The sequence below is a fragment of the Bacteroides timonensis genome (assembly GCF_000513195.1).
Taxonomy (GTDB): Bacteria; Bacteroidota; Bacteroidia; order Bacteroidales; family Bacteroidaceae; genus Bacteroides; species Bacteroides timonensis.
On sequence record NZ_CBVI010000149.1, the window covers coordinates 1 to 26,834 of the forward strand.

The 26,834-nt window shown below is 44.0% G+C and carries 18 protein-coding genes; 12 read left to right on the top strand and 6 right to left on the bottom strand.

The window, feature by feature from the left end; all coding sequences use genetic code 11:
• Window positions 1-529 precede the first annotated feature (529 nt).
• Complete coding sequence (locus tag BN161_RS25490) at window positions 530-2,641, top strand: DNA topoisomerase 3 (RefSeq protein ID WP_044271662.1); 2,112 nt, start codon at window positions 530-532, stop codon at window positions 2,639-2,641.
• Between the two features lie 60 nt (window positions 2,642-2,701).
• Window positions 2,702-4,702, top strand: a complete 2,001-nt coding sequence (gene porE / locus BN161_RS25495) for a PorE family type IX secretion system protein (RefSeq protein ID WP_044271664.1) — start codon at window positions 2,702-2,704, stop codon at window positions 4,700-4,702.
• 15 nt (window positions 4,703-4,717) lie between these two features.
• On the opposite strand, the gene BN161_RS25500 is transcribed toward porE, so the two are convergent.
• Window positions 4,718-6,073: a dipeptidase gene (locus tag BN161_RS25500; protein WP_044271666.1), complete on the bottom strand. Its 1,356-nt coding sequence runs from the start codon at window positions 6,071-6,073 to the stop codon at window positions 4,718-4,720.
• 110 nt (window positions 6,074-6,183) lie between these two features.
• Window positions 6,184-7,260 carry a chorismate synthase gene (gene aroC, locus BN161_RS25505; protein ID WP_044271668.1) on the bottom strand — a complete coding sequence of 359 codons (1,077 nt, stop codon included), beginning with the start codon at window positions 7,258-7,260 and terminating at the stop codon, window positions 6,184-6,186.
• Between the two features lie 457 nt (window positions 7,261-7,717).
• Here aroC and BN161_RS25510 point away from each other — a divergent pair, with 457 nt between their 5' ends.
• Entirely contained in the window at window positions 7,718-8,683 is a 966-nt protein-coding gene (locus BN161_RS25510) for a DUF4925 domain-containing protein (protein ID WP_044271670.1), read from the top strand.
• Window positions 8,684-8,914: 231 nt separating this feature from the next.
• Here BN161_RS25510 and BN161_RS25515 read toward each other — a convergent pair whose 3' ends face one another.
• Together BN161_RS25515 and BN161_RS25520 are read right to left on the bottom strand one after the other, a co-directional pair.
• Window positions 8,915-9,697: a porin family protein gene (locus BN161_RS25515; RefSeq protein ID WP_044271672.1), complete on the bottom strand. Its 783-nt coding sequence runs from the start codon at window positions 9,695-9,697 to the stop codon at window positions 8,915-8,917.
• A 37-nt stretch (window positions 9,698-9,734) separates the two neighbouring features.
• Entirely contained in the window at window positions 9,735-10,868 is a 1,134-nt protein-coding gene (locus BN161_RS25520) for a PCMD domain-containing protein (RefSeq protein WP_044271674.1), read from the bottom strand.
• Window positions 10,869-11,032: 164 nt separating this feature from the next.
• Between BN161_RS25520 and BN161_RS25525 the strand changes: the two genes are divergently transcribed.
• Window positions 11,033-12,319 carry an L-cysteine desulfidase family protein gene (locus tag BN161_RS25525; protein WP_044271676.1) on the top strand — a complete coding sequence of 429 codons (1,287 nt, stop codon included), beginning with the start codon at window positions 11,033-11,035 and terminating at the stop codon, window positions 12,317-12,319.
• Window positions 12,320-12,401: 82 nt separating this feature from the next.
• On the opposite strand, the gene BN161_RS25530 is transcribed toward BN161_RS25525, so the two are convergent.
• Entirely contained in the window at window positions 12,402-12,995 is a 594-nt protein-coding gene (locus BN161_RS25530; protein WP_044271678.1) for an FKBP-type peptidyl-prolyl cis-trans isomerase, read from the bottom strand.
• Between the two features lie 495 nt (window positions 12,996-13,490).
• On the opposite strand from BN161_RS25530, the gene ilvD reads away from it, so the two are divergent.
• From ilvD to ilvC, 5 genes are all read left to right on the top strand, one after another.
• The gene (ilvD, locus tag BN161_RS25535) at window positions 13,491-15,293 is read left to right on the top strand and encodes a dihydroxy-acid dehydratase (protein WP_044271680.1); all 1,803 of its coding nucleotides are present in this window, start codon (window positions 13,491-13,493) and stop codon (window positions 15,291-15,293) included.
• A 45-nt stretch (window positions 15,294-15,338) separates the two neighbouring features.
• Window positions 15,339-17,033, top strand: coding sequence for a biosynthetic-type acetolactate synthase large subunit (gene ilvB, locus BN161_RS25540; protein WP_044271682.1), 1,695 nt, complete (start codon window positions 15,339-15,341; stop codon window positions 17,031-17,033).
• Window positions 17,034-17,167: 134 nt separating this feature from the next.
• Window positions 17,168-17,737 carry an acetolactate synthase small subunit gene (gene ilvN / locus BN161_RS25545; RefSeq protein WP_044271695.1) on the top strand — a complete coding sequence of 190 codons (570 nt, stop codon included), beginning with the start codon at window positions 17,168-17,170 and terminating at the stop codon, window positions 17,735-17,737.
• Window positions 17,730-18,482 carry an acyl-[acyl-carrier-protein] thioesterase gene (locus BN161_RS25550; RefSeq protein ID WP_044271684.1) on the top strand — a complete coding sequence of 251 codons (753 nt, stop codon included), beginning with the start codon at window positions 17,730-17,732 and terminating at the stop codon, window positions 18,480-18,482. Before ilvN ends, BN161_RS25550 begins: the two co-directional genes overlap by 8 nt.
• Window positions 18,483-18,534: 52 nt before the next feature.
• A complete protein-coding gene (ilvC, locus tag BN161_RS25555) occupies window positions 18,535-19,578 on the top strand; it encodes a ketol-acid reductoisomerase (RefSeq protein ID WP_044271687.1) in 1,044 nt (347 codons plus the stop codon).
• A gap of 348 nt (window positions 19,579-19,926) precedes the next feature.
• On the opposite strand, the gene BN161_RS25560 is transcribed toward ilvC, so the two are convergent.
• The gene (locus tag BN161_RS25560) at window positions 19,927-21,837 is read right to left on the bottom strand and encodes an AAA domain-containing protein (protein WP_044271689.1); all 1,911 of its coding nucleotides are present in this window, start codon (window positions 21,835-21,837) and stop codon (window positions 19,927-19,929) included.
• A 148-nt stretch (window positions 21,838-21,985) separates the two neighbouring features.
• On the opposite strand from BN161_RS25560, the gene BN161_RS25565 reads away from it, so the two are divergent.
• The 3 genes from BN161_RS25565 to BN161_RS25575 are packed head-to-tail and all read left to right on the top strand — an operon-like array spanning window position 21,986 to window position 26,751.
• The gene (locus tag BN161_RS25565) at window positions 21,986-24,229 is read left to right on the top strand and encodes an aconitate hydratase (protein ID WP_044271690.1); all 2,244 of its coding nucleotides are present in this window, start codon (window positions 21,986-21,988) and stop codon (window positions 24,227-24,229) included.
• A 4-nt stretch (window positions 24,230-24,233) separates the two neighbouring features.
• Window positions 24,234-25,382 (top strand): NADP-dependent isocitrate dehydrogenase, encoded by a 1,149-nt coding sequence (gene icd, locus BN161_RS25570; RefSeq protein WP_044271698.1) that lies wholly within the window; start codon window positions 24,234-24,236, stop codon window positions 25,380-25,382.
• Between the two features lie 25 nt (window positions 25,383-25,407).
• Window positions 25,408-26,751, top strand: coding sequence for a citrate/2-methylcitrate synthase (locus tag BN161_RS25575; RefSeq protein WP_044271693.1), 1,344 nt, complete (start codon window positions 25,408-25,410; stop codon window positions 26,749-26,751).
• The last annotated feature ends 83 nt before the right edge of the window (window positions 26,752-26,834 follow it).

Here is a 26,834-nt window from a genome sequence, read left to right on the forward strand (position 1 = left end):
ACTATATTTAGATTCGTTTCCGCTGTGGGGAACGCCAGTTTCCCCTTATGGGAACTCGCGTTTCCCTTAATAGGAACGATAGTTTCCCTTAATGGGAACGGCAGTTTCTCTTAGCGGGAATGCTCGTTTCCCTTAGCGGGAACGGCAGTTTCCTGCAGAAGGAAAACTCTAATTAATTAGTTCTAAGGATATTAAAGATGCTTTCAGAAGGCACTAAGAATAATACGAAAATGCATGGCAAAGTGGAGAATTGACGGAGGGGAGGAATAACTGCCGGATACGAAGTGATACAGAGAAAAGTCGTAACAATGCAGAAAAGACTTTTCTTTATGCTTATATCCTTTCCTTAAACGTCATCCCGAATAAAAAAAACAAGCGGAGCGTTATCCCGCTATCACTTTATCACCCTACCACCTTATCACACTTTGTTCATAACCCGCCAAAAAATGAATGCTGTTTATTGCTTTTCTATTTAATCTTTTATTAATCCCCTCTTTTTCGTACCTTTGCTCCGCTAAAAGAATAATGAATGATAGTTTGTATTGCCGAAAAGCCCTCTGTGGCGCGTGACATAGCTGATGTATTAGGAGCGAAAGATAGAAGAGACGGCTATATCGAAGGAAACGGATACCAGGTGACCTGGACATTCGGTCACCTCTGTACACTCAAGGAACCGCACGAATATACCCCGAACTGGAAATCATGGAGCTTGGGAAGCTTGCCCATGATACCACCGCGTTTCGGAATAAAACTGATCAGTAACCCTACTTATGAAAAGCAATTCCATACGATAGAGACTCTTATGCAGAAAGCCGACATGATCATAAACTGTGGTGATGCCGGGCAGGAAGGAGAGTTAATTCAGCGTTGGGTGATGCAGAAAGCCGGTGCACGTTGTCCGGTAAAGCGTCTGTGGATTTCATCCTTGACGGAAGAAGCCATTCGGGAGGGTTTTGCCAAATTGAAAGATCAGAAAGAGTTCCAACCGCTTTATGAGGCAGGATTAAGTCGCGCAATAGGTGACTGGTTATTGGGAATGAATGCCACACGTCTTTATACTATGAAGTATGGGCAGAATAAGCAGGTGCTTTCTATTGGTCGTGTGCAGACACCTACATTGGCACTGATTGTAAACCGACAGTTGGAAATAGAGAACTTTGTGCCCAAGCAATATTGGGAATTGAAGACAGTGTATCGGGATACGACATTCTCTGCTATCATCAGGAAGAGCGAAGAAGAGCTGATTCTGGAAGCTGAAAAGAATAAGGAGGCAATTGCTGCCGGGAAGAAACCCAAAAAGGAAGAAGAGAATAGAGGTATTGATCCTATTGCCAACCAGGAACAGGGTATGGCACTGCTGGAACAGATCAGGAATTCTCCTTTTATGATTACGGATGTAACCAAGAAGGAAGGAAAAGAAGCTCCCCCCCGTTTGTTTGACTTGACTTCCTTACAGGTGGAATGTAATAAGAAGTTTGCTTATTCTGCCGATGAGACATTGAAAATCATCCAGTCATTATATGAAAAGAAAGTGGCTACCTATCCTCGTGTAGATACCACCTTTCTGAGTGATGACATTTATCCGAAATGTCCGGGTATCTTGAAGGGTTTGCGTGATTATGCGACATTTACAACTCCTTTGGATGGGACCACTTTGTTGAAATCGAAGAAGGTATTCGATAATTCAAAGGTAACGGATCACCATGCCATTATTCCTACCGGACAATACCCGCAGAATCTGACAGACATGGAGCGCCGTGTATTCGACTTGATAGCCCGCCGGTTTATAGCAGTATTCTATCCTGATTGCAAGTTTGCTACTACTACCGTATTGGGTGTAGTGGAAGAAATAGAGTTCAAGACTACCGGAAAGCAGATTTTGGAACCTGGTTGGAGAGTTATATTCGGAACTCCGGGTGCACAGTCGCAGGAAGAAAAAGATCCGGGAGATGAAGAAAATGTATTGCCGGCTTTTGTGAAAGGTGAAAGCGGCCCTCATGTACCCGATTTATATGAGAAATGGACACAACCTCCCCGTCCTTATACTGAAGCTACTTTGCTGCGTGCCATGGAAACTGCGGGTAAGTTGGTGGATAATGATGAATTGAGGGATGCATTGAAAGAGAATGGAATCGGTCGTCCATCTACACGTGCCGCTATTATTGAGACTTTATTTAAACGTAATTATATCCGCAAAGAGAAAAAGAACCTGATAGCCACACCTACGGGAGTCGAGCTTATCCAGATTATTCATGAAGAGCTATTGAAATCTGCCGAACTAACGGGTATATGGGAAAAGAAACTTCGTGAGATCGAGAAGAAGACCTATAATGCTGCACAATTTCTTGAGGAATTAAAGCAGATGGTTTCTGAGGTTGTGATGAGTGTGCTTTCAGATAATAGCAATCGTCATATTACTATTGCGCAGGCGGTAAAAGAGAAAGATACTACCAAGCCTAAACGCCAAAGCAAACCGCGCAAGAAGGTTGTGGAAACAAATGCTGCTGATGCTTCTCAAATACAATCTATTGAGGGGCAAACTTGTCCATTGTGTGGCAAAGGAACCGTGATCAAGGGGAAAACGGCTTATGGTTGCTCGGAGTGGAAGAACGGATGTACTTTCCGTAAACCATTTGAGTAAATGATAGTCATACAATAATCAGTCGACTTTTCAGTTTATATGAATGATAACTTGTGAGGCATGAAATTATATAAACTGTTTTTATTTCTTCTTTGTGCTATCTTATTTTTCACTTCCTGTGGAGTGGGACGGAGCCTGCGTCAGGCAGAGCAAAGCTATGCCCGTGGAGAATACTTTGATGCTGCACGCCATTATAAAACGGCCTATACCCGTACTCCTCCCAAAGATCGTTCGCTGCGAGGTGTGCTTGCCTATAAACAAGGTGACTGCTACCGCCGTATCAATTATACGTTGAAGGCTAAAGCTGCCTATATGAATGCCGTCCGTTATCGCTATCCGGATACTCTTTCTCATTTTTATCTGGCGGAGATGCTTCGTAAGAATGGCGAATATGCTGCTGCCATACCTTATTATGGGAATTATCTTGCTTATGCACAGAATCGGTCTGATATAAAAGGGCGTAAAGATTCCTTGGCGCATATAGGAATCGCTTCTTGTTTGTTGGCACAGGAGTGGAAAAAAAATCCTACCCGTCATATTGTAAAGCGCATTCCTATTCTTGTTTCCCGCCGCAGTGATTATTCTCCCATGTATGCGGGCAATGATCCTGATATCCTATATTTAACCTCTACCCGTAACGAAGCCAAAGGTGCCGACCTGAATGCTATCACCGGCATGAAAAGTGCTGATATATTCCACTCCAAGCGAAATGAAAAGAAGCAATGGCAAAAGCCTGAACCGCTTGCTTCGGAAGTAAACAGTGAATTCGAAGAAGGTGCTTGTTCTTTTTCGGCAGATGGTAAAACGATGTATTTCACTCGTTGCCGGACATTGCCCAATGCACCGGCTTATGCAGAGATCTATGTTTCCCAACGCGCCGGAGCAGAGTGGGGGAGTCCTCAGAAGTGTGCAATCCTGAATGATACCCTTTCTTCTGTTGCCCACCCTGCATTATCTCCTGCAGGTGACTATCTATATTTCGTATCTGATATGCCAGGTGGACAGGGCGGACTGGATTTATGGCGTATCAACGTGACTCGTGATGGTTTCGGTTATGTCGATAACCTGGGGCCTGAAATTAATACTTCCGGTGATGAAATGTTTCCCTCTTTTGCACCGGATGGTACCCTGTATTTCTCCTCCACCGGACATCCCGGCATGGGTGGTCTGGATGTCTTTCGTGCTGTGCCGGATAGCCTGACGGGACGTTGGCATATTGAGAATATGAAATCTCCGGTAAATTCACAAAGTGATGATTTTGGTATGACGTTCGAACCGGGTGCGCCCAATCGGGGTTTTTTCTCTTCTAACAGGGGAGATGCCCGTGGCTGGGATCACATTTACAGTTTTGAGCTTCCGGAGGTACATCATATTTTGAAAGGATTGGTTTATGATAAAGAGGGGGATGTACTTTCTGATGCGCTGGTTACTTTGGTGGGAGAGGATGGTACTTATATGAAGATCAATGTAAAGAAGGATGGTACTTTTACTCAGGAACTTACACCGGGATGCCGTTATGCCTTGCTTGCCTCTTGTCGTGGTTATCTGAATGACAAAGAGGAGTTGATGACAGAAGATATTAATGAGGACCGTCATTATGAACTTGAGTTTCCTTTATCTTCCATTACCCGTCCTGTGCTGATAGAGAATATCTTCTATGAGTTTGACCGGGCTGACCTGACTCCGGAATCTACTGTAGCCTTGGATGAGTTGATACAATTATTGAACGATAATCCGAATGTTACTATCGAACTCTCCGCACATTGCGATTATAAGGGGAATGATGATTATAATCTCCGCCTTTCGCAACGTCGTGCAGAATCTGTAGTACGCTATCTTATTAAAGGAGGCATTGATTCGCAACGTCTCACGCCGAAAGGGTATGGGGAGCAACAGCCTAAGACAGTAACTAATTTTACTCTGAAATCTGCACCTTTCCTGAAGGTGGGAGATGTATTGACAGAAGAGTTCATAAAAAATCTCCCACTGGAACAGCAGGAGATTTGTAATGCTATTAATCGTCGCACGGAGTTTAAAGTCTTGCGAACGACATATCAATGAGCTACGAGTTACAAGCTAATATCTTAAGTGGAATTCAACGACTGCTTCGATTCCTTTTCGGAAAATATCCAATGGGAAGTTCTCATTCGGTGAATGGATAGCATTTGATTCCAGCCCGAATCCCATTAGTATAGTCTTGATTCCAAGTACTTGCTCGAATGTGGAGATGATAGGAATACTTCCTCCCCGGCGTACTGCAAGTGGTTTCTTCCCGAATGCTTTTTCAAAACCTTTCTCGGCCGCCTGATAGGCTGGAAGGCTGATTGGACATACATATCCTTGTCCTCCATGCATAGGTGTAACTTTCACCTTTACCGTATTCGGAGCTATACTCATGATATAATCAGCGAACATTTGGGAAATCTTGTGATGATCCTGATGGGGAACCAGGCGACAAGAGACCTTGGCTGTAGCTTTTGAGGGAAGTACTGTCTTGGAACCTTCACCGGTATATCCGCCCCAAATGCCACAAACGTCGAAAGAGGGACGGCAACTGTTACGCTCCAGAGTGCTGTATCCTTTTTCTCCGAATAACTCTTTTACACCAATGGCTGCCTTATACCTTTCTTCATTGAAAGGAATATGGGCTATCATGTCACGTTCCGCCTGTGGAACTTCTTCCACATCATCGTAGAAACCGGGCACTGTGATACGTCCGTCGGCATCTACTACTTTGGCAATCATTCCGCATAATACATTAATGGGATTGGCAACGGCACCTCCGAAATGTCCTGAATGTAGGTCACGGTTAGGTCCGGTTACTTCAATCTCCCAATATGCCAGTCCGCGAAGACCTGTAGTCAGTGAGGGCAGGTCGGCACCCAACATGCTGGTATCCGATACCAGAATAATATCTGCTTTTAATAACTCTTTATGCTCCTCACAGAAAGCTTCCAGACTGGGTGAACCGATTTCTTCTTCACCCTCAAAGATGAATTTGACATTGTTCTTAAGCATGCCATGTTTCACCAGATATTCGAATGCCTTTACCTGTATAAATGATTGCCCTTTGTCGTCATCGGCACCACGGGCCCAAATGTGCCCATCGCGGATTTCCGGTTCAAAGGGATTGCTTTCCCATAGCTCCAATGGTTCTGCCGGCATTACATCATAATGCGCATATATCAAAACTGTTTTTGCTGTAGGATCTACTGTCTTTTGCCCGAAAACAATCGGATTGCCTTTCGATGGCATTACCAGTGCTTCGTCTGCACCTGCTTCAAGCAATAGTTGTGCCCAGCACTCTGCACAAGCCAACATGTCATCATGATGTTCAGGTTTTGCACTGATACTTGGAATACGGATGAGGCTGAACAAGTCTTCCAGCATCTTCGATTCATTCTCTGAAATGTATTTCTGTATTTCGTCCATAAATATATATATGATAAGGTGATAAAGTGATAGGGTGATAAGGTGATAGGGTGATAAGATGATAGGGTGATGTCACTTTATCATCCTATCACTTTACCACTTTATCATTCTTATAACTGCGTAGTACGGTCAATCAGATAAAAGTCCAGTATTGTCAGGGCAGCCATAGCTTCCACTATGGGCACTGCACGTGGCAATACGCATGGATCATGACGACCACGAGCTTTCAATGTTGTATCTATGCCATCTATATTGACTGTATGTTGCTCCATCAATACAGTAGCTACCGGTTTAAAGGCAACCCGGAAGAAGATATCCTGTCCGTTACTGATACCGCCTTGGATACCGCCGGAATGGTTAGTTTTCGTTTCAATGCGTCCGCAGTTATTGAAGAATACGTCGTTCTGTTCCGAGCCTTTTTGTTTCAGACCTTTAAATCCGTCACCATACTCAAATGCTTTAGCTGCATTGATGCTGAGCATACCGGAAGCAAGAGCAGCATGTAACTTACCGAATACGGGTTGGCCTAATCCGATGGGGCATCCTTTGATGACACAGGTCACCACGCCGCCAATGGTATCACCTTCTCCTTTGGTCTTGAAAATAAGTTCCTCCATTTCTTTTGCCTTTACCGGATCCGGGCAGCGTACTGGATTCGTTTCTATTAAATCAAGATCATAAGCAGTATAGTTTTCTTCCAGACGAATGGGGCCTACCTGCGAGGTATATGCCGTAATGTGTACCCCTAGCTGACGGAGTGCTTGTTTGGCAAGCGCACCTGCCACTACGCGTGAAATGGTTTCGCGTGCCGATGAACGACCACCGCCACGATAATCGCGGATGCCATATTTCACCTTATAAGTATAATCCGCATGTGAGGGGCGGTACACCTCTTTCAGATTATCATAATCATTGGAATGCTGGTTTTGATTCCACACGATGAATCCTATGGGGCAGCCTGTGGATTTTCCTTCGAAGATACCTGAGAGGAATTCTACTTTATCATCTTCTTTCCGTGCCGTAGTAATAAGTGATTGCCCGGGACATCGACGATTCAGTTCCGCTTGCACGAAATCCATGTCGATGAGGATACCTGCAGGAAATCCATCTATGACGCCTCCAATGCCTTTACCATGTGACTCCCCAAAACTGGTAAGGCGGAGAATGTTGCCGAATGAGTTGAACATAATCTTTTGTTTTAATGGTTATATGTATTAGGTTAATTCATGCCAAATCCTTTGGATAAAAGCTTTGGGCTGCATAAAGATAACAAATAGTTATGGATTTTTTCTCATGAGAAGGCGGAAATATTATTTTTTTATAGAATGAGAGGCTTTTCATGGCATTTGAATCATGTGAGAACTTTATCTGAGATTTGCTTGTTCTGTACAATGAAGGTAGATTACAGAATATTTGTGTAGTTCGATACTATGCGGTACTTATGATTTTGTTTTAGTAATAGGATGCTAAAACACCTGATATAAAAGGAAAATATAGCAGGTCACATTAAAAAAAGGACACAAAGACCGATGAATAGGCCTTGTTTGATGTGTAAAAAAGCAGTTACTTTGCACCCCAAAAGTTACAACAATATGGTATGACTACCCGGCAACGGGGTGCTATTATTAACTAAACAACAAAAATATGAAGAAAAATTTATTTTATTTGTTTGCATTGATTAGTTCAATGAGTTTATTCACAGCTTGTAGTGATGACGATGATGAAGTAAGCCCTTGGGCTGGAACGTATAAGATGGCGGATTACACGGCAACGGATTATTCCTGGACCGAAAATACTACAGTGAAGAATTGGCCAGTAACGGGTGCATTGTATACAGATTGGCAATTTACAGGTAAGGATAATTATCCGGAGTTTATTTCAGCTTTGTTCAGGCATTTGGGAGGTGCTATTCTGCCTCAAGCTTTGAATTCTATTACTTTAGATAAAAGTGGTAATATTATCGCTGACTATGTTGCTGAACCGGAGATAGCGATGGATCCCGCAACTATCATGTCGATATTCTACACGAATGCTTTCCCTGCTGCAAGTGATGTAAAAGCTGGTTTTGCTACAAGTGGTTTCACCACTTCTCCTAAAGAGGTGGCATATTGGAGTGAGACGAATGGAAAATTTATAGTAAAATTGAATATTCCTGCTATCTTAACTTCTGCTACCGGAAATGATGCAAGTGGCATGGCTGAGCTTATAAATCAAGTGTTAAGTGGAAATCCGGCTACTGTTAAAGCTCTGCTCGGAAGCATTTTGGGTGCTGATCTTAGTGGAATACAAGATGCTACGATTAGTCAAATCTTGAGTTGGGCTAAAGATGGGGTACCTATGAATATTAAGACTGGTGACAATGGACATACCTATATCTATTTAGATAAGAGTGCATTCGATAATCTGTTCACACTCCGTGAAACAGGTGAAATTGATGATTTTGAAGAACCGGTAAAGACAAATGATTTGACAATACTTTGGAATGCGTTAGTTGCAGGAGGTATAGTGCCGGAGGAAGCGCAAGCTGCCGGGATATTTATTTCGCTGATAGGTGCATATTGGGGAGTAACGACAAACTTTAATTTAGGCTTGGATTTAGTGAGAATATAATCATTTTCTCTACTATCCTTGCTTTATGCCGGTCACCCTTTCTCCTACCCCCATCCAGAATACCCTCTGAAAGGGGACAATGAGTCAGGGTATTAAGATAACCGGTACTCCTGGACTTGGAGATATTACTGTAGGATTTACCGGAAACAAATAATATTTCTTTTTGAGTCATATAAAAGACGGGAGTCATTCTGAAAGTGTGACTCCCGTCTTCTATGTATGAATTTCTTTTTAGAACGAATATCCAAATCCTACATTCAGATAAATAGGATACATTGCAAAGGTTATTGTATTGAAATCTTTCTTGAAGATGTCATTCAATCCCCAGTTCAGATCGGCATGCACATTGAGATGTTTGAAAGCGCGCCATGTGGCGCCAGCTTGTACTCCCCACAAAAGAGTGCGTAGGTTTTCAGAGAAATCATAAGGTGCTTCGCTATCTCCCTCAAACTTTACCTTGTTACCTGTGGGGTCATTTTCGCGTAGATAGCCGTCGTATACATGCCCAGAGAAATCACCACTGGTCTGGATGGAAATGTAAGGACCTGCACTGAGGCGTACGCGTGGGCTTAACTTCCATGTAGCAAGCACAGGAACGGAGAAGTAAGAAGCACGGAATTTGGTCTTCACCATACCCGTCCAGTTGCCTTTCAATTTTTCACCGCCATCGCCGAATATTTCCATGCTGTAGTTTTTGGTACGGGCTTTAGTTTCCATGCCTTTGGTTTCGAGGCGGAGCCCCAGGATGATACCCCATTCTTTCTTCTCTCCCAGCCATTTGATAATATCTCCCTCTATAGCAAAATTTATATTGGGTGAATACCCTTTTATGGCACGTATTTCTTCGGGTAAGGGCAACGGAGCAGTGCCACCGACATTAAATCCGGCTTTTATTTCATACTCAAGTCCGTAGACGGCAGATTGAATGATGCTTTTATTACGGTCTTCTTGAGCCCGTAGAGTACCAACTACTCCTAATAAGATAAGTAAGATGGTGAATATATTTCTTCTCATTATTTTTTCTATTGTCTTTTTGTTTATATTCTGTTCTCTATTCTCCTTCATATCCCAGTTCTACCTCGTCAATGAGCAATGTACTGCCTGGTGCTCCCTCAAAATAGTTACCTCGTATACTAGAGGCAAATACGATGGTGAGGTTATATTTTCCAGCAGCTAATTTGTCGGGATCTACCGTCTTACCTTCACGAAAAACGAAAGGTAGATTAAATACCGTCCATTTGTCAGCCTCTTTGGCATTGTCGATACGCGCTACAGCTAGTACGGTTTCTGTTGATTCATCTAATATGTTGGTACCATCCAGTAAGGGAAGACTTTCAGTACTCTCATAGAAAACGGCATAAATATCGAAAATATCTTTTTGCCCTGGTACTGGCTTGAGTTTACTGGAACTAGTCTTATCTACTACATAGAATGTCTCTCCTGCTTTGTACTTATAATATCCTTTCAAATAAGTGGGTACATACTCGAATTGTGCACCAAACTGTGTTGAAGTCAATGCATTGGTCAGTGCATTCATAACATCGAATGTTCCTATAAATAGATTACCCGAAGCTAAAGGCATATTCATTAGATTGCCTAATGAACCGGTGAGGCGGGTAGTTAGTCCTAGGCATTTATCTTTATAGCCGTTATCTAATTGGTAGGTGGGATATACAGTGTAGTCTCCTTTTACTCCTGTTAAAGCAAAGCCAGGATTGCCGCTTGCCCACGTCATATTCTCCCTGCCATACTGATCGGTTTCATAGAATATCTGATATTTTTCTTTGGAGCTATTATCGGAGTAAAAACGTACATTTTCAAAGCGGTATCGATTAGTCGTGAAACCAGAGGCAGTTGCTTCTATCTGATATGTCTTTTTCCACTGTTTATCTTCCGAAGTTACCACATAAGTCTGAGGATTGGTAAAATCTAATGTCGAACCGCTCGCCGGGGTGATAGTAGCACCTGGTGTTAGTGTAAATTGAGGTGCTAAGGCAGTGATATCTGTTCCTTTCTTTACGATAAGTGTCACTTTCTCATTCTCGATAATGGCATCCCTGTTTAACACATCACCTGGTAGGGTGCACGTTTCTATATCAGCTTCAGAATTGGGAGCTTCATCTTTAATACACGATATCACTAAAGTGCTTAAGAAAAGGCAGGCTAGTAAGTTTTTAAGTCTCATTTGCTTTAATTTTAATTAGTAACTAAATGTATAATTATAGTTGTTAACCCTTTGAAATAATAACTTAGAGGTGCAAAGTTAAGTTTCTTTTTTGAAATAGAAGACTTTGCGCTTGTATTAAAAACATTTTTTCTAAATTTGTGTCCATTAAAAACCGTGAAATAATGATAACTGAGTTAGAGAGAAAACGGATAATCGACCTGATACATCAGGAAGTGGTGCCGGCTATTGGGTGTACAGAGCCCATTGCAGTGGCATTGTGCGTAGCTAAAGCAACAGAAACACTGGGGACAAAGCCGGAAAAAATAAATGTGTTGCTAAGTGCTAATATTCTGAAAAACGCTATGGGAGTAGGCATTCCGGGCACCGGAATGATTGGTTTGCCCATCGCTATTGCCTTGGGCGCGCTGATAGGAAAATCAGAATATCAGTTGGAGGTGTTAAAAGACAGCACGCCTGATGTAGTGGAAGAAGGGAAACGTTTCATTGAGGAAAAGCGCATTCATATTTCGTTGAAAGAGAATATTGAAGAGAAATTGTATATTGAAGTATGCTGTGAGGCCGGAGATGATAAAGCAACAGCTGTGATTGCCGGAGGACATACCACCTTTATATATATAGAACGTAACGGAGAAGTCCAATTTCAGAAACAACATACTGCAAGCTGTGAAAAAGAAGAGGAATGCCTGGAACTGACTTTACGTAAAGTTTATGATTTTGCGCTGAACACTCCACTGGATGAGATCAGTTTTATTCTTGAAACAGCCCGCTTGAATAAGGCGGCTGCCGAACGTTCCTTTGAAGGTGACTACGGTCATGGCTTGGGAAAGATTCTTCGCGGCACTTATGAGCATAAGGTGATGGGCGACAGCGTCTTCTCGCATATCCTCTCTTATACTTCCGGTGCCTGCGATGCCCGTATGGCAGGGGCGATGATTCCGGTGATGAGTAATTCCGGCAGTGGTAACCAAGGTATATCCGCTACTCTGCCTGTATTGGTTTATGCCGAAGAGAACGGCAAATCGGAAGAAGAACTGATACGCGCTCTGATGTTGAGTCATCTGACGGTGATCTACATTAAACAAAGCTTGGGGCGTTTGTCTGCTTTATGTGGCTGTGTGGTTGCTGCTACAGGTTCCAGTTGCGGTATTACCTGGTTGATGGGAGGAACTTACGACCAAGTGGCTTATGCCGTTCAGAATATGATAGCCAACCTTACGGGTATGATTTGTGACGGTGCGAAGCCCAGTTGTGCGTTGAAAGTAACCACCGGTGTTTCTACCGCTGTTCTTTCCGCCATCATGGCTATGGAAAACCGTTGTGTAACTTCCGTAGAAGGCATTATTGATGAAGATGTGGATCAAAGTATTCGTAATCTGACCAAGATAGGGTCGAAAGGAATGAATGAAACGGATAAATTGGTGCTGGAGATAATGACAGGGAAGAATTGACAGTTGACAATTGACAATTGACAGTTACTGCGCTGTATGCTGCATAGTAATTGTCAATTGTCAACTGTCAATTGTCAATTGTTTAATGATTGCATCCGCATCCACATCCTTGGTGATCGTGATCGCCGCATCCGTCGCCGCAATCGTCACCACAGCTATCGCAACCGCAACTGCATCCACCGCCGCTCATCATACGAGCGATTTCAGCTAATTCTTCATTGGTTGCCGGGCGGCTTTCTATTACTTCACCTACAAAGTTCAGGTCGCAACCTGCCAAGGGGTGATTCATATCCATTACCACTACGTCTGCTTTAATTTCTTGTACGGTTCCGTTGATACGTTGACCTTCAGAGGTCATCAAAGGCACTACGTTACCGGCTACAATACGTTCGCTATCGAACTTACCATCTACTTCAAAGATTTGCTTCGGAAGGTCGATTATATGTTCTTCGTCAAAGTCACCGTAAGCATCTGCACAAGCGATTGTGAAATCAAACTTGTCACCTGCTTTCAGGTCTTTCACCTGATCTTCGAAAGACTCTAAAGTCAGACCCAGACCGGAAATGAATTGGAAAGGGTGTTCTGCGGTGGCTTCTTCGGTGAAATCTTTTTCACCATCTTCTATAGCGTATAATTTATAAGCTACGGTAATGTACTTGTTTTCTACTGTTTCCATTGATATATTCCTACTGTTTTTAAGTTAGTAATTCCTGTTTTTTCTTTTTGGAAGGGGCAAAGATACGAATAATTTAGTTGGCGAATGAGCAAGCTCTTGTAATTTTCAGATTATTAAATGCTTCGAACCTTCTTGAATAATTCCTGTTCATGGTAGCGAATTATTCAGATTTACCTTGAATAAGTGATAAAATAAGATTTTAATGCGGGGTTTTCTTACGATTAATCATAATAATCTCATTTTTTTCTTCAAATTGTTTGGAGTTTATAAAAAAGCCCTTACCTTTGCAGCACGATTAACGAAAACAGTAAAGTAAATAAAGTTATGAACTTACATACATCTATTAACCTGGCAGTCCTGCATATTATTCGCGTCGTGGTCCTGGAATCAAGAGCGTGAGAAAGGTTGTGTATGTATTCGTACGTTAAGATATCAATTTAGGAGCCTTTCTCACCATATGTGAGGAAGGCTTTTTAATTAAAAGGAGATTTGAAGATGAAACACCAATTACGCAGTTCGTTCAGCACGCAAGGCCGCCGTATGGCAGGGGCTCGTGCGTTGTGGATGGCAAATGGCATGAAGAAGGAGCAATTAGGAAAACCTATTATCGCAATTGTCAACTCATTTACACAGTTTGTTCCGGGACATGTGCATCTGCATGAAATCGGACAACAGGTGAAAGCTGAGATTGAGAAGCTGGGATGCTTTGCTGCCGAATTCAACACGATTGCCATTGACGATGGTATTGCGATGGGACACGATGGAATGCTTTATTCGCTTCCTTCACGCGACATCATTGCCGACAGCGTAGAGTATATGGTGAATGCGCATAAAGCGGATGCGATGGTTTGCATCAGTAACTGCGACAAGATTACTCCGGGTATGTTGATGGCGGCGATGCGCCTTAATATCCCTACTGTATTCGTTTCAGGCGGACCGATGGAAGCCGGCGAATGGAACGGTCAGCATCTGGATTTGATCGATGCTATGATTAAGTCGGCTGATGAAAGTGTAAGTGATGCCGATGTGGCTCAGATAGAACAACATGCTTGTCCTTCTTGTGGTTGTTGTTCCGGTATGTTTACAGCTAACTCGATGAACTGTCTGAATGAAGCTATCGGACTGGCATTGCCGGGCAATGGTACGATTGTGGCTACTCATGCCAATCGTACGCAACTGTTCAAGGATGCTGCCAAACTGATTGTTGAAAATGCTTATAAATATTATGAAGATGGGGATGACAGTGTGCTCCCCCGCAGCATCGCTACCCGTCAGGCTTTCTTGAATGCCATGACGCTGGATATTGCGATGGGTGGTTCAACCAACACAGTGCTTCACCTCCTGGCTGTAGCACATGAGGCAGAGGTGGATTTCAGTATGGATGACATCGATATGCTGTCACGTAAGACTCCCTGCCTGTGTAAGGTTGCCCCGAATACTCAGAAGTATCACATTCAAGACGTAAATCGTGCCGGAGGCATCATCGCTATCATGAGCGAGCTTGCCAAAGGCGGATTAGTCGATACGAACGTAAAGCGTGTAGACGGTATGACGCTGGCGGATGTAATCGACAAATACGGTATTATCAGCCCGAATGTTTGCGAAGAAGCTGTGAAGAAATATAAGAGCGCTGCTGCCGGAAAGTTCAACTTGGTACTGGGTTCGCAAGATGTCTATTATAAAGAATTAGATACTGACCGTGCCGGAGGTTGCATTCGCGATCTGGAACATGCTTATAGCAAAGACGGTGGTCTGGCAGTACTGAAAGGTAATATCGCTCAGGATGGTTGTGTAGTGAAAACGGCAGGTGTGGATGAAAGCATCTGGAAATTTACGGGCCCTGCTAAAGTGTTCGATTCACAAGACGCTGCTTGCGATGGCATCCTTGCCGGAAAAGTGGTCAGCGGTGATGTTGTGGTCATCACACACGAAGGTCCGAAAGGCGGTCCCGGTATGCAGGAAATGCTCTATCCGACTTCTTATATCAAATCGCGCCATCTGGGCAAGGAATGTGCACTGATTACGGACGGTCGTTTCAGTGGCGGTACGTCAGGATTGAGTATCGGACATATTTCTCCCGAAGCGGCTGCCGGAGGTAATATTGGTAAGATTCAGGATGGTGACATCATCGAGATTGATATTCCCGGACGTGCTATCAACGTCAAACTGACGGATGAGGAACTGGCAGCCCGCCCGATGACTCCCGTCACCCGTCAACGCGAAGTCTCAAAGAGCCTGAAGGCATATGCCAGAATGGTAAGTTCTGCCGATAAGGGTGCAGTGAGACTGATCGATTAACCGAGAATTGACAAATGAAATAGAATTCCATTATCCATTAATAGAATGAAAGATATAATAACAGGCGCTGAAGCATTGATGCGTTCCTTGGAACATCAGGGAGTAAAGACCATTTTCGGATATCCGGGTGGCTCCATCATGCCGGTATTTGACGCTTTATACGACCATCGGAAGACATTGAACCACATCTTGGTTCGACACGAACAGGGTGCTACCCATGCCGCGCAAGGTTTTGCCCGCGTATCAGGCGAAGTAGGTGTTTGCCTGGTGACGAGTGGTCCCGGAGCGACGAATACGATAACAGGTATCGCAGATGCTATGATAGACAGTACCCCTTTGGTAGTAATTGCCGGTCAGGTAGGTACGGGATTCCTTGGGACGGATGCTTTTCAGGAAGTTGACCTGGTAGGTATTACGCAGCCTATCACGAAGTGGAGCTATCAGATACGTAGTGCCGAAGATGTGCCCTGGGCTGTGGCCCGTGCTTTCTATATTGCGAAAAGCGGTCGTCCCGGTCCTGTTGTATTGGACTTTGCCAAGAATGCACAAGTAGAGAAAAGTGAATATACTCCTGCCAAGTTGGATTACATCCGTAGTTACCAGCCTGTTCCCGAAATGGATGAAGAGGCTGTGTGTCAGGCTGCTGAATTGATCAATAGCGCTGAACGTCCGTTGGTATTGGTGGGACAGGGGGTTGAGTTAGGCGATGCACAACAGGAACTACGCGCTTTCATTGAGAAAGCCGGAATGCCTGCCGGTTGTACGCTGTTGGGACTTTCTGCTTTGCCTACCGCGCATCCTTTAAATAAAGGTATGCTGGGTATGCACGGTAACTTGGGACCGAACATTAATACGAATAAGTGTGATGTACTTATTGCCGTAGGTATGCGCTTTGACGACCGTGTAACCGGAAAGTTGGATACGTATGCCAAACAGGCGAAAATCATTCATTTCGATATAGACCCTGCTGAGATAGATAAGAATGTGAAGACAGATATTGCCGTGTTGGGTGACTGTAAGGAGACTCTTGCTGCCGTTACGGCACTTCTGAAACCTGCTACTCACCAAGAATGGTTGGATAGCTTCTTACCTTACGAAAAAGTAGAGGAAGAAAAGGTGATCCGTCCTGAATTGCATCCGGCAAGTAAATCTTTGAGTATGGGAGAAGTGATCCGTGCCGTAAGTGAGGCAACGAATCATGAAGCTGTATTGGTTACTGATGTTGGTCAGAATCAGATGATGTCTGCCCGTTACTTTAAGTATAGTAAGGAACGCAGCATGGTAACTTCCGGTGGATTGGGTACAATGGGCTTCGGGCTTCCCGCAGCGATCGGTGCTACTTTTGGATCTCCCGACCGCACTGTATGTGTATTTATGGGTGACGGTGGTCTGCAAATGAACATTCAGGAGATGGGAACCATTATGGAACAGAAGGCTCCCGTTAAGATGATCTTGCTGAATAACAACTTCTTGGGTAATGTACGCCAGTGGCAAGCGATGTTCTTCAATCGTCGCTATTCGTTCACTCCGATGCTGAATCCGGATTACATGAAGATAGCTTCTGCCTACGACATTCCTTCACGTCGTGTAATGACGCGTGAAGAACTGAAAGGTGCAATAGAGGAAATGCTTGCTACGGATGGTCCGTTCCTGTTGGAAGCTTGTGTTATGGAAGAAGGCAATGTGTTGCCGATGACACCTCCGGGTGGTTCGGTAAACCAGATGTTGCTGGAATGCTAGAGTCTTGCGAAATTGCAGAATTAAAAATTAAAGAATTAAAATGAATATGATGATTGAATTAAAGTCTGATGGATGTAGAAAAGGCTATAAAGTGCTTTTCATTCTTTAATTCTTTCATTCTTAATTTTTTATCTATGGATAAAAACCTATATACGATAATCGTTCATTCGGAGAACTTCGCCGGTTTGCTGAACCAGGTAACCGCAGTGTTTACCCGTCGCCAGATCAATATCGAGAGTCTGAATGTTTCGGCTTCGTCCATCAAGGGCGTACATAAGTACACCATTACCGCATGGACGGATAAAGACACCATTGAGAAAGTGACCAAGCAAATCACCAAGAAGATAGATGTGCTGCAAGCGCACTACTTTACGGATGATGAGATTTATCAGCACGAAATTGCATTGTATAAGATAACAACCCCGATATTGGAAGAAAAACCGGAGGTATCGAAAGTGATCCGCAAGTATAATGCACGTATCGTAGAGGTGAATGCTGTGTTTGCTATCGTAGAGAAGAATGGTATGGGTGAAGAAATCACTAATCTTTATGACGAGCTGCGTGCCCTTGACTGTGTACTTCAGTTTGTCCGTTCAGGACGTGTGGCTATCACCACAAGCTGCTTCGAACGTGTGAACGAATACCTTGCCGACCGTGAAACGAAATATCGCTTGAAAAAAGAGAAGGAGCAAAACAATGAGTGAGAATAGTAGTAAGATAGGAAAATATCAGTTTGTAGCGGAGCCTTTCCATGTGGATTTTACCGGACGCCTTACCATGGGCGTGTTGGGAAACCATTTGCTGAATTGCGCCGGTTTCCATGCCAGCGACCGTGGATTTGGTATAGCTACGCTGAATGAAGATAACTACACATGGGTACTCTCCCGCCTTGCCATCGAACTGGATGAAATGCCTTTTCAGTATGAAGACTTTACCATCTGGACTTGGGTGGAGAATGTGTATCGCCTTTTCACAGATCGTAACTTTGCCCTGTTGGACAAAGACGGAAGGAAGATTGGTTATGCACGTTCCATATGGGCCATGATTAACCTCAATACTCGCAAGCCTGCCGATTTGCTGGCATTGCATGGAGGTAGCATTGTAGATTATGTGTGCGATGAACCTTGCCCTATTGAGAAACCTTCACGCATCAAAGTGACTTCTACCGAACCGGTAGCTACACTGAAAGCTAAATACAGTGATATCGACATCAACGGACATGTGAACAGCATCCGCTACATCGAACATATCATGGATTTGTTTCCGATAGAGATGTATAAAGAAAATCGTATCCGTCGTTTTGAAATGGCCTATGTAGCTGAGAGCTATTACGGTGACGAGCTTACGCTCTATAAAGATGAGTTGGGAGACGGAACTTTCGATATTGAAGTGAAAAAGAATGGTAGCGAAGTCGTTTGTCGTTCGAAAGTGATATTTACAGAGAAATAATTTTATTAATCATTAGCTGGCGCAAGCCACAAATAAAAAACTAAAAAAGAAAATGGCACAATTGAATTTTGGCGGTGTTACTGAGAATGTAATGACCCGCGAAGAATTTCCTTTGGAAAAAGCACGTGAAGTTTTGAAAGATGAAACAATTGCAGTGATCGGTTATGGTGTACAGGGACCGGGACAGGCATGCAACCTGCGCGATAACGGTTTCAACGTGATCGTTGGACAACGTCCGGGTAAGACTTATGAGAAAGCGATAGCTGACGGATGGGTACCGGGTGAAACACTGTTTGGCATTGAGGAGGCTTGTGAGAAAGGTACTATCATTATGTGCTTGTTGTCTGATGCAGCCGTAATGTCTGTATGGCCTACTATCAAACCTTATCTGACTCCGGGAAAAGCTCTTTACTTCTCTCATGGTTTTGCTATCACTTGGAGCGACCGTACAGGTGTAGTTCCTCAGAAAGATATCGACGTAATCATGGTAGCTCCTAAAGGTTCGGGTACTTCATTGCGTACTATGTTCCTCGAAGGTCGTGGTTTGAACTCTTCTTACGCTATCTATCAGGATGCTACAGGCAAAGCTATGGATCGTACCATCGCATTGGGTATCGGTGTAGGTTCAGGATATTTGTTTGAAACTACTTTCCAACGTGAAGCTACTTCTGACCTGACAGGTGAACGCGGTTCATTGATGGGAGCTATTCAGGGATTGCTGTTGGCTCAATATGAAGTATTGCGTGAAAACGGTCATACTCCGTCAGAAGCATTCAATGAAACTGTAGAAGAATTGACTCAGTCATTGATGCCGTTGTTCGCTAAGAATGGTATGGACTGGATGTATGCTAACTGTTCAACTACTGCACAACGCGGTGCTTTGGACTGGATGACTCCGTTCCACGATGCTATCAAGCCGGTAGTACAGAAATTGTATGCAAGCGTTAAGTCTGGTAATGAGGCTCAGATCTCTATCGACAGCAATTCTCAACCTGATTATCGTGAGAAGCTGAACGAAGAACTTCGTCAGTTGCGCGAAAGCGAAATGTGGCAGACTGCTGTTACGGTTCGTCAGTTGCGTCCGGAAAATAACTAATCCTTCTTGGGGATAAGAATAAAAATGCCCGAATACTTGATTTCGGTGTTTCAATGTAGTATATTTGTAACCGTAATCCTGATTTAAGTTCGGGAAGAAGACAATGGGAGGAGTAACGTAAGTTGCTCCTCTTTTTTGTATAATAAGGTATGTAATTGTTGAAAACATATCTTCTTTTGAGGTAAAACATACGATGTAATTGCTCAAAACATACCATCTGTTGGGGTAAAACGGATAATGTAATGGAGGTAAACGCATCATCTGTTTCGGCGAAACAAGAACAGATGGTTTAAATTCCTTTTGCTCTGTTAATGCTTCGTAAATCTGCTCTTGACAAGAATGAGGAGATTAGTCCCGGTGAGGTGACTCATCTTGTGGTTTTACAGTTCCCGCATATTCCAGAAATTTGCGATAAAAAGTATGGTGGGCTAAAGTGGCGGCTTCTCCCAATATCACCAGCTTCATGCGGGCACGGGTTATGGCAACATTCATTCTTCGCAGGTCGTTGAGGAAGCCTATCTGCCCATCTTCGTTGGCACGGACAAGGCTGATGAAAATGACATCACGTTCCTGTCCTTGGAAACCATCTACGGTGTTGACAGTGAGCAAGCTGCGATACGGTTTAAGTGAACCGCTTGCTTTAATCTTATTGCGAAGATATTGCACCTGAGCTTTGTATGGGGAAATTATACCGAAATCGATCCGCTCTTCTAATACGCGTTTTCCACCTATCCGGTTAATATAAGCTTTTAATTCCTGAAGAAGTAAATCTGCTTCTGCTTTATTGATACGCCCGAATGTTTCTCCTATAAACTCTTCTTTAAAATCCATGTCAGAAGTATCTATCCAGCTGATAGGAGTGTCCCAGTCGAGAATACCGCGGTATCGTATCTCAGGAGCCGCTTGTAGTTCTCCATTATAAAACCACTGAGAAGGAAATTTCATGATATCCTCGTGCATACGATATTGTACCTTCAATAGGGAGACGGTGCTGGGTTTATTGGCAACCACTCTTTCCATCAATGTACATTCGAGGCCTCCACGGGCAGCTTCGTAACATTTTATAGTAGGTGGAAGCTGGCAATGATCGCCTGCCAGTACTACACGGTCGGCTTTGCGAATAGCTATCCAACAGGCGGCTTCCAGGGCTTGGGCAGCTTCATCAATAAAAAGTGTACCGAAGTGACGCCCGTTCAGTATACGGTGATTGCTGCTGACAAGGGTGGAGGCTATGACATGGGCATTGTCAAAAAGATCGGCATTGATTTGTATTTCCAATTGTGTAGCACGATCACGCAGGCGACTCATACGATTGCGGGCGCTTTCACGTTCCTCATAACTGCCCCGATGTTTGCCGCCCATTTCACGCATGGCTTTACGGATACTCCATAGTTCAGAATAGGCCGGATGCCCTTCGAAGCGGCGCTCATAAGTGAATGAAAGCATTTTGTCGTTTACCCGGGTGGGATTGCCAATGCGCAGGACATTTACACCACGATCTACGAGCTTTTCACAGATCCAGTCGACAGCAGTATTACTTTGGGCACAAACCAGTACTTGAGGTTCGCGGTGCAATGTTTCATAGATAGCTTCTACGAGAGTAGTTGTTTTCCCTGTTCCCGGAGGCCCGTGTACAATAGAAACATCGCGGGAGTTCAATACTTTGTTCACTGCATTTTCCTGTGTAGAGTTCAGCCAGGGGAAACGGACAGGGTAGAGTTCACGGAATCCGGGTTTTAAAGTTCCCAGCATGATATCTCTCAATTCTGCCAATCGATTGCCCTTAACGCGAATTACATCGGAGAGTGCTTCGAACATAGTACGGTAGGACGTTTCATCAAAATAAAGCTGCACTCCGAGGTTTTCGGCAGATTGCACTTCCAGTATAGCACCTGCACCGGGCATTGCAACAACCATACGTGTTTCGTTGGCATAACTGATAGTACCAATGGAATTGAAATATGTGATCTTTTCGTCGTATCCTTTACGGAAAAAACAGACGGGACGCCCGAATTCAAAATTATGTTCTATATCAGTATCTTCCGTATGTGTAATTTCTATTACTAATTGATTCAGTGAATTGTAGTAACTTCGTCCGGGAGTGGCAGGATACCAACAGAGTCCCCGTTTCACCTTGCGGGCGATACCCATGGTTTCGGTCTGTCTTTTGAATTCTTCCTTTTCGAATTCATATTCCATACGCAGGAGCAGTTCTTGTCGCTGAAGATGGTCTGTTGGAGAAAGGAGGTTATTGCTCATATTATTATTAAATCTCTTACAAAGGTAATCATTCTTCGCTTTTGTACGAAGAAAAGCTTTAATTTGTTAAACCTTTAACGATTTTAATTTGTTTATTATATTAATTTGTAATCTTTACAATATTGGAAAACTAAAAATAAATGTGATTATGGTATATGACGTAACTATGTTAAAGGCCTTTTATGCTTCTTATAAGGGGAAAATGGAACACGTGCGGGCTATACTGCAACGTCCGCTGACATTAGCAGAAAAGATTTTGTATACTCATCTGTTTGATGAGAAGGGGGTAAAAGACTACAAGCGGGGAGAAGATTATGTAAACTTCCGCCCTGACCGTGTAGCAATGCAGGATGCAACCGCCCAAATGGCATTGCTGCAATTTATGAATGCAGGTCGCGAACAAGTTGCCGTACCTTCGACAGTACATTGCGACCATCTGATACAGGCCTATAGAGGAGCCCGGGAAGATATTGCCACTGCTACCAAGACAAACGAAGAAGTATACGATTTTTTGCGTGATGTTTCTTCCCGATATGGTATCGGCTTCTGGCAACCGGGTGCGGGTATTATTCATCAGGTGGTATTGGAAAATTATGCCTTCCCTGGTGGAATGATGGTAGGTACGGATTCGCATACGCCCAATGCAGGCGGTCTGGGTATGGTTGCCATCGGTGTCGGTGGTGCCGATGCAGTGGATGTGATGACCGGTATGGAATGGGAATTGAAAATGCCCCGTTTGATTGGTGTACATCTGAAAGGTGAATTAAATGGTTGGGCGGCTCCAAAAGATGTGATTCTGAAGTTGGCAGGTATCCTGACGGTTAAAGGAGGTACAAATGCAATTATTGAATATTTTGGACCGGGCACAGCTTCTTTGTCCGCTACCGGTAAGGCAACTATTTGTAATATGGGAGCCGAAGTCGGTGCCACTACGTCACTTTTCCCTTATGATGATCGTATGGCTACTTATCTGAAAGCTACAGGAAGGGAAGAAGTGGCGGAGATGGCTGATTCTGTGGCGGGTGATCTTCGTGCGGATGCTGACATCATGATTGCCCCGGAGAAGTATTACGACCGGGTAATTGAGATTGATCTTTCCAGGCTGGAACCTTATATTAATGGTCCTTTTACTCCCGATGCCGCTACGCCTATTTCTGAATTTGCAGAAAAAGTATTGGTTAACGGTTATCCGCGCAAGATGGAAGTTGGATTGATAGGTTCATGCACCAATTCATCCTATCAGGATTTAAGTCGTGCCGTTTCCCTGGCCCGCCAGGTTGAAGAGAAGCACCTGGAAGTAGCCGCTCCCCTGATTGTGAACCCCGGTTCCGAACGGATACGGGCTACAGCAGAGCGGGATGGTATGATAGGAACTTTTGAAAAAGTCGGTGCTACAATTATGGCAAACGCCTGCGGTCCCTGTATTGGTCAGTGGAAACGTGAGACAGATAACCCTACTCGCAAGAATTCTATCGTAACCTCTTTCAACCGTAATTTTGCTAAACGTGCAGACGGTAATCCGAATACGTATGCCTTTGTCGCTTCCCCCGAATTGACGATGGCACTGACGATTGCCGGAGACCTTTGTTTCAATCCGCTGACAGATGTATTGGTGAATCGTGAAGGTGAAAAGGTAAAACTCTCCGAGCCTGTGGGTGAAGAATTGCCACCGAAGGGATTTGCCGAAGGTAGCGAAGGGTATATAGCCCCCAGCAGTGAAAAGGTGGAAATCAATGTAAATCCCCATTCGCAACGGCTTCAATTGCTACAACCATTCCCTGCCTGGGAAGGGACCGATTTACTTAATATGCCGTTGCTGATTAAGGCACAGGGTAAATGTACTACAGACCATATTTCAATGGCAGGTCCGTGGCTTCGTTTCCGTGGACATCTGGAGAATATCTCAGACAATATGCTGATGGGTGCTGTAAATGCTTTCAATGGAGAAACTAACAGTGCCTGGAATCGTTCGACTAATACGTACGGTCCGGTTTCCGGTACGGCAAAGATGTATAAGTCCGAAGGAATTTTTTCCATTGTAGTAGCCGAAGAAAACTATGGTGAAGGTTCTAGTCGTGAACATGCCGCTATGGAGCCCCGTTTCCTGAATGTTCGTGTGATCCTGGCAAAGAGTTTTGCCCGTATCCATGAAACGAATCTAAAGAAACAAGGTATGTTGGCATTGACTTTTGTGGATAAAGCCGATTATGATAAGATTCAGGAACATGATTTAATTTCGGTAATCGGATTGATGGACTTTGCTTCCGGCCGTAATCTTAAGATTGTCCTTCACCACGAAGATGGTACGAAGGATAGCTTCGAAGCTCAACATACGTATAATGAACAGCAGATAGGCTGGTTCCGTGCCGGTTCTGCTCTTAATGCAAGATAGAAAGATGGATAAAATTACAGTACCTTTTATTACAGGTGATGGGGTAGGAGTTGAAATAACTCCTTCTATGCAAGCTATTGTGAATGCTGCCGTGCAGAAAGCATATAGTGGACAACGGCAAATTGAATGGATGGAAGTGTGGGCAGGCGAACGGGCTTTTGAAAAATGTGGCCTGTGGTTACCTGATGAAACGATGGAAGCTTTCCGTGATTACAAGGTAGGTATCAAAGGTCCGCTGACGACCCCTGTCGGTGGTGGTATCCGTTCACTGAACGTGGCATTGCGCCAGACATTGGACTTGTATGTATGTCTGCGGCCGGTTCGTTGGTATCAGGGCATTCACTCTCCGGTTCGTCATCCGGAGAAGGTGAACATGTGTGTATTTCGTGAAAATACGGAAGATATTTATGCGGGTATTGAGTGGGAAGCCGGTACACCGGAGGCTGAGAAGTTCTATAAGTTTCTGCACGATGAAATGGGGGTGAAGAAAGTACGGTTCCCCAAGACATCTTCTTTCGGTGTGAAACCAGTTTCAAAAGAAGGAACGGAACGATTGGTGCGTGCTGCCTGCCGGTATGCACTTGAGAATAATCTGCCTTCCGTGACATTGGTACACAAGGGAAATATAATGAAGTTTACCGAAGGCGGTTTCAAAAAGTGGGGCTACGAACTGGCTGAACGTGAATTTGGAGAAGCATTGGCTGACGGAAAGCTGGTGATAAAAGATTGCATTGCGGATGCTTTCCTGCAAAATACCTTGTTGATTCCTGAAGAATACTCTGTGATTGCTACCCTTAACCTGAATGGAGATTATGTTTCCGATCAGTTGGCTGCCATGGTGGGCGGTATCGGTATTGCTCCCGGAGCAAATATCAACTATCAGACCGGACATGCCATCTTTGAAGCCACTCATGGCACGGCACCGAATATTGCAGGCAAAAATATTGTGAACCCCTGTTCCATCATTCTGTCTGCTGTAATGATGCTCGAATACTTTGGTTGGAAAGAATCTGCTTCCCTGATAGAACATGCGCTGGAACGAAGTTTCCTTGATGCTCGTGCTACCGCCGACCTGGCGCGTTTCATGCCTGGCGGTGTCTCTTTGTCCACTTCTGCCTTTACCCGGGAGATAGTGGAAAGAATTGAAAAATAATACTAACGATTAAAACGATACGAAAATGAAGAAGGAATATTTAGTTTATAAGCTTTCCGAGGATATGAAGGAAGCGGTTCGGATTGATACCGAATTATTCTCCAAATTTGATGTGAAGCGCGGTTTGCGCAATGAAGACGGCACGGGTGTTTTGGTTGGACTCACCAGAATTGGTAATGTAGTGGGGTATGAACGTGTTCCGGGCGGCGGCTTGAAACCTATCCCGGGTAAGCTGTTCTATCGTGGTTATGATGTAGAAGATATTGTACATGCTTTTGTTAAAGAGAAACGTTTCGGATTTGAAGAAGTGGCTTATCTGTTACTGTCCGGTAATTTGCCCGATAAGGAAGAGTTGGCTTCTTTCCGTGAACTGATTAATGATAATATGCCGTTGGAGCAGAAAACCAAGATGAATATTATCGAACTGGAAGGGAATAATATTATGAATATTCTGGCACGCAGTGTACTTGAGATGTATCGTTTTGACCCTGCTGCCGATGATACTTCCCGCGACAACCTGATGCGCCAGAGTATAGACCTCATCTCCAAATTTCCCACTATCATTGCCTATGCATACAATATGCTTCGACATGCCACTTTCGGTCGTTCCTTGCATATCCGTCATCCGCAGGAGAATCTTTCTATTGCCGAAAATTTCCTTTATATGCTGAAACGTAATTATACACAGCTGGATGCCCGCACCCTTGACCTCTTGCTGGTGCTTCAGGCTGAACATGGTGGCGGTAACAACTCAACTTTCACTGTTCGTGTCACTTCTTCTACCGGAACAGATACGTATTCGGCAATTGCCGCAGGTATCGGTTCATTGAAAGGCCCGCTTCATGGTGGTGCAAATATTCAGGTGGCTGATATGTTCCATCATTTACAGGAGAATATTCAGGACTGGACAAGCGTGGATGAGATCGACACTTACTTTACCCGTATGCTGAATAAGGAAGTTTATAACAAGACCGGATTAATTTATGGTATCGGACATGCTGTTTATACGATTTCCGATCCACGTGCTATCTTACTGAAAGAACTGGCTCGTGATCTTGCCCGCGAAAAAGGTAAAGAGCGCGAGTTTGCTTTCCTTGAGCTCTTGGAGGAACGTGCTATCGAAACTTTCGGTCGCGTGAAGAATAATGGAAAGACGGTATCGAGCAACGTCGATTTCTATTCTGGCTTTGTTTATGAAATGATTGGATTACCGCAGGAAATCTTTACACCGTTGTTTGCTATGGCTCGTATCGTCGGTTGGTGTGCACACCGTAATGAAGAATTGAACTTTGAAGGTAAGCGTATCATTCGTCCCGCATACAAAAATGTGCTTGAAGATACGACCTATGTACCTATCAAGAAACGATAAAGACGAGTAAAACGAAAAAGAAAGGAGGAAAAAGAGTGATAAGGCGGTAAGGTGATAGCGGGATAACGCTCTGTGATATATAG

Excerpts from the sequence above, each read along its gene's own strand:
- BN161_RS25490 (WP_044271662.1), top strand. The coding sequence starts at position 530 with ATGATAGTTTGTATTGCCGAAAAGCCCTCTGTGGCGCGTGACATAGCT.
- porE (WP_044271664.1), top strand. The coding sequence starts at position 2,702 with ATGAAATTATATAAACTGTTTTTATTTCTTCTTTGTGCTATCTTATTT.
- BN161_RS25500 (WP_044271666.1), bottom strand. The coding sequence starts at position 6,073 with ATGGACGAAATACAGAAATACATTTCAGAGAATGAATCGAAGATGCTG.
- aroC (WP_044271668.1), bottom strand. The coding sequence starts at position 7,260 with ATGTTCAACTCATTCGGCAACATTCTCCGCCTTACCAGTTTTGGGGAG.
- BN161_RS25510 (WP_044271670.1), top strand. The coding sequence starts at position 7,718 with ATGAAGAAAAATTTATTTTATTTGTTTGCATTGATTAGTTCAATGAGT.
- BN161_RS25515 (WP_044271672.1), bottom strand. The coding sequence starts at position 9,697 with ATGAGAAGAAATATATTCACCATCTTACTTATCTTATTAGGAGTAGTT.
- BN161_RS25520 (WP_044271674.1), bottom strand. The coding sequence starts at position 10,868 with ATGAGACTTAAAAACTTACTAGCCTGCCTTTTCTTAAGCACTTTAGTG.
- BN161_RS25525 (WP_044271676.1), top strand. The coding sequence starts at position 11,033 with ATGATAACTGAGTTAGAGAGAAAACGGATAATCGACCTGATACATCAG.
- BN161_RS25530 (WP_044271678.1), bottom strand. The coding sequence starts at position 12,995 with ATGGAAACAGTAGAAAACAAGTACATTACCGTAGCTTATAAATTATAC.
- ilvD (WP_044271680.1), top strand. The coding sequence starts at position 13,491 with ATGAAACACCAATTACGCAGTTCGTTCAGCACGCAAGGCCGCCGTATG.
- ilvB (WP_044271682.1), top strand. The coding sequence starts at position 15,339 with ATGAAAGATATAATAACAGGCGCTGAAGCATTGATGCGTTCCTTGGAA.
- ilvN (WP_044271695.1), top strand. The coding sequence starts at position 17,168 with ATGGATAAAAACCTATATACGATAATCGTTCATTCGGAGAACTTCGCC.
- BN161_RS25550 (WP_044271684.1), top strand. The coding sequence starts at position 17,730 with ATGAGTGAGAATAGTAGTAAGATAGGAAAATATCAGTTTGTAGCGGAG.
- ilvC (WP_044271687.1), top strand. The coding sequence starts at position 18,535 with ATGGCACAATTGAATTTTGGCGGTGTTACTGAGAATGTAATGACCCGC.
- BN161_RS25560 (WP_044271689.1), bottom strand. The coding sequence starts at position 21,837 with ATGAGCAATAACCTCCTTTCTCCAACAGACCATCTTCAGCGACAAGAA.
- BN161_RS25565 (WP_044271690.1), top strand. The coding sequence starts at position 21,986 with ATGGTATATGACGTAACTATGTTAAAGGCCTTTTATGCTTCTTATAAG.
- icd (WP_044271698.1), top strand. The coding sequence starts at position 24,234 with ATGGATAAAATTACAGTACCTTTTATTACAGGTGATGGGGTAGGAGTT.
- BN161_RS25575 (WP_044271693.1), top strand. The coding sequence starts at position 25,408 with ATGAAGAAGGAATATTTAGTTTATAAGCTTTCCGAGGATATGAAGGAA.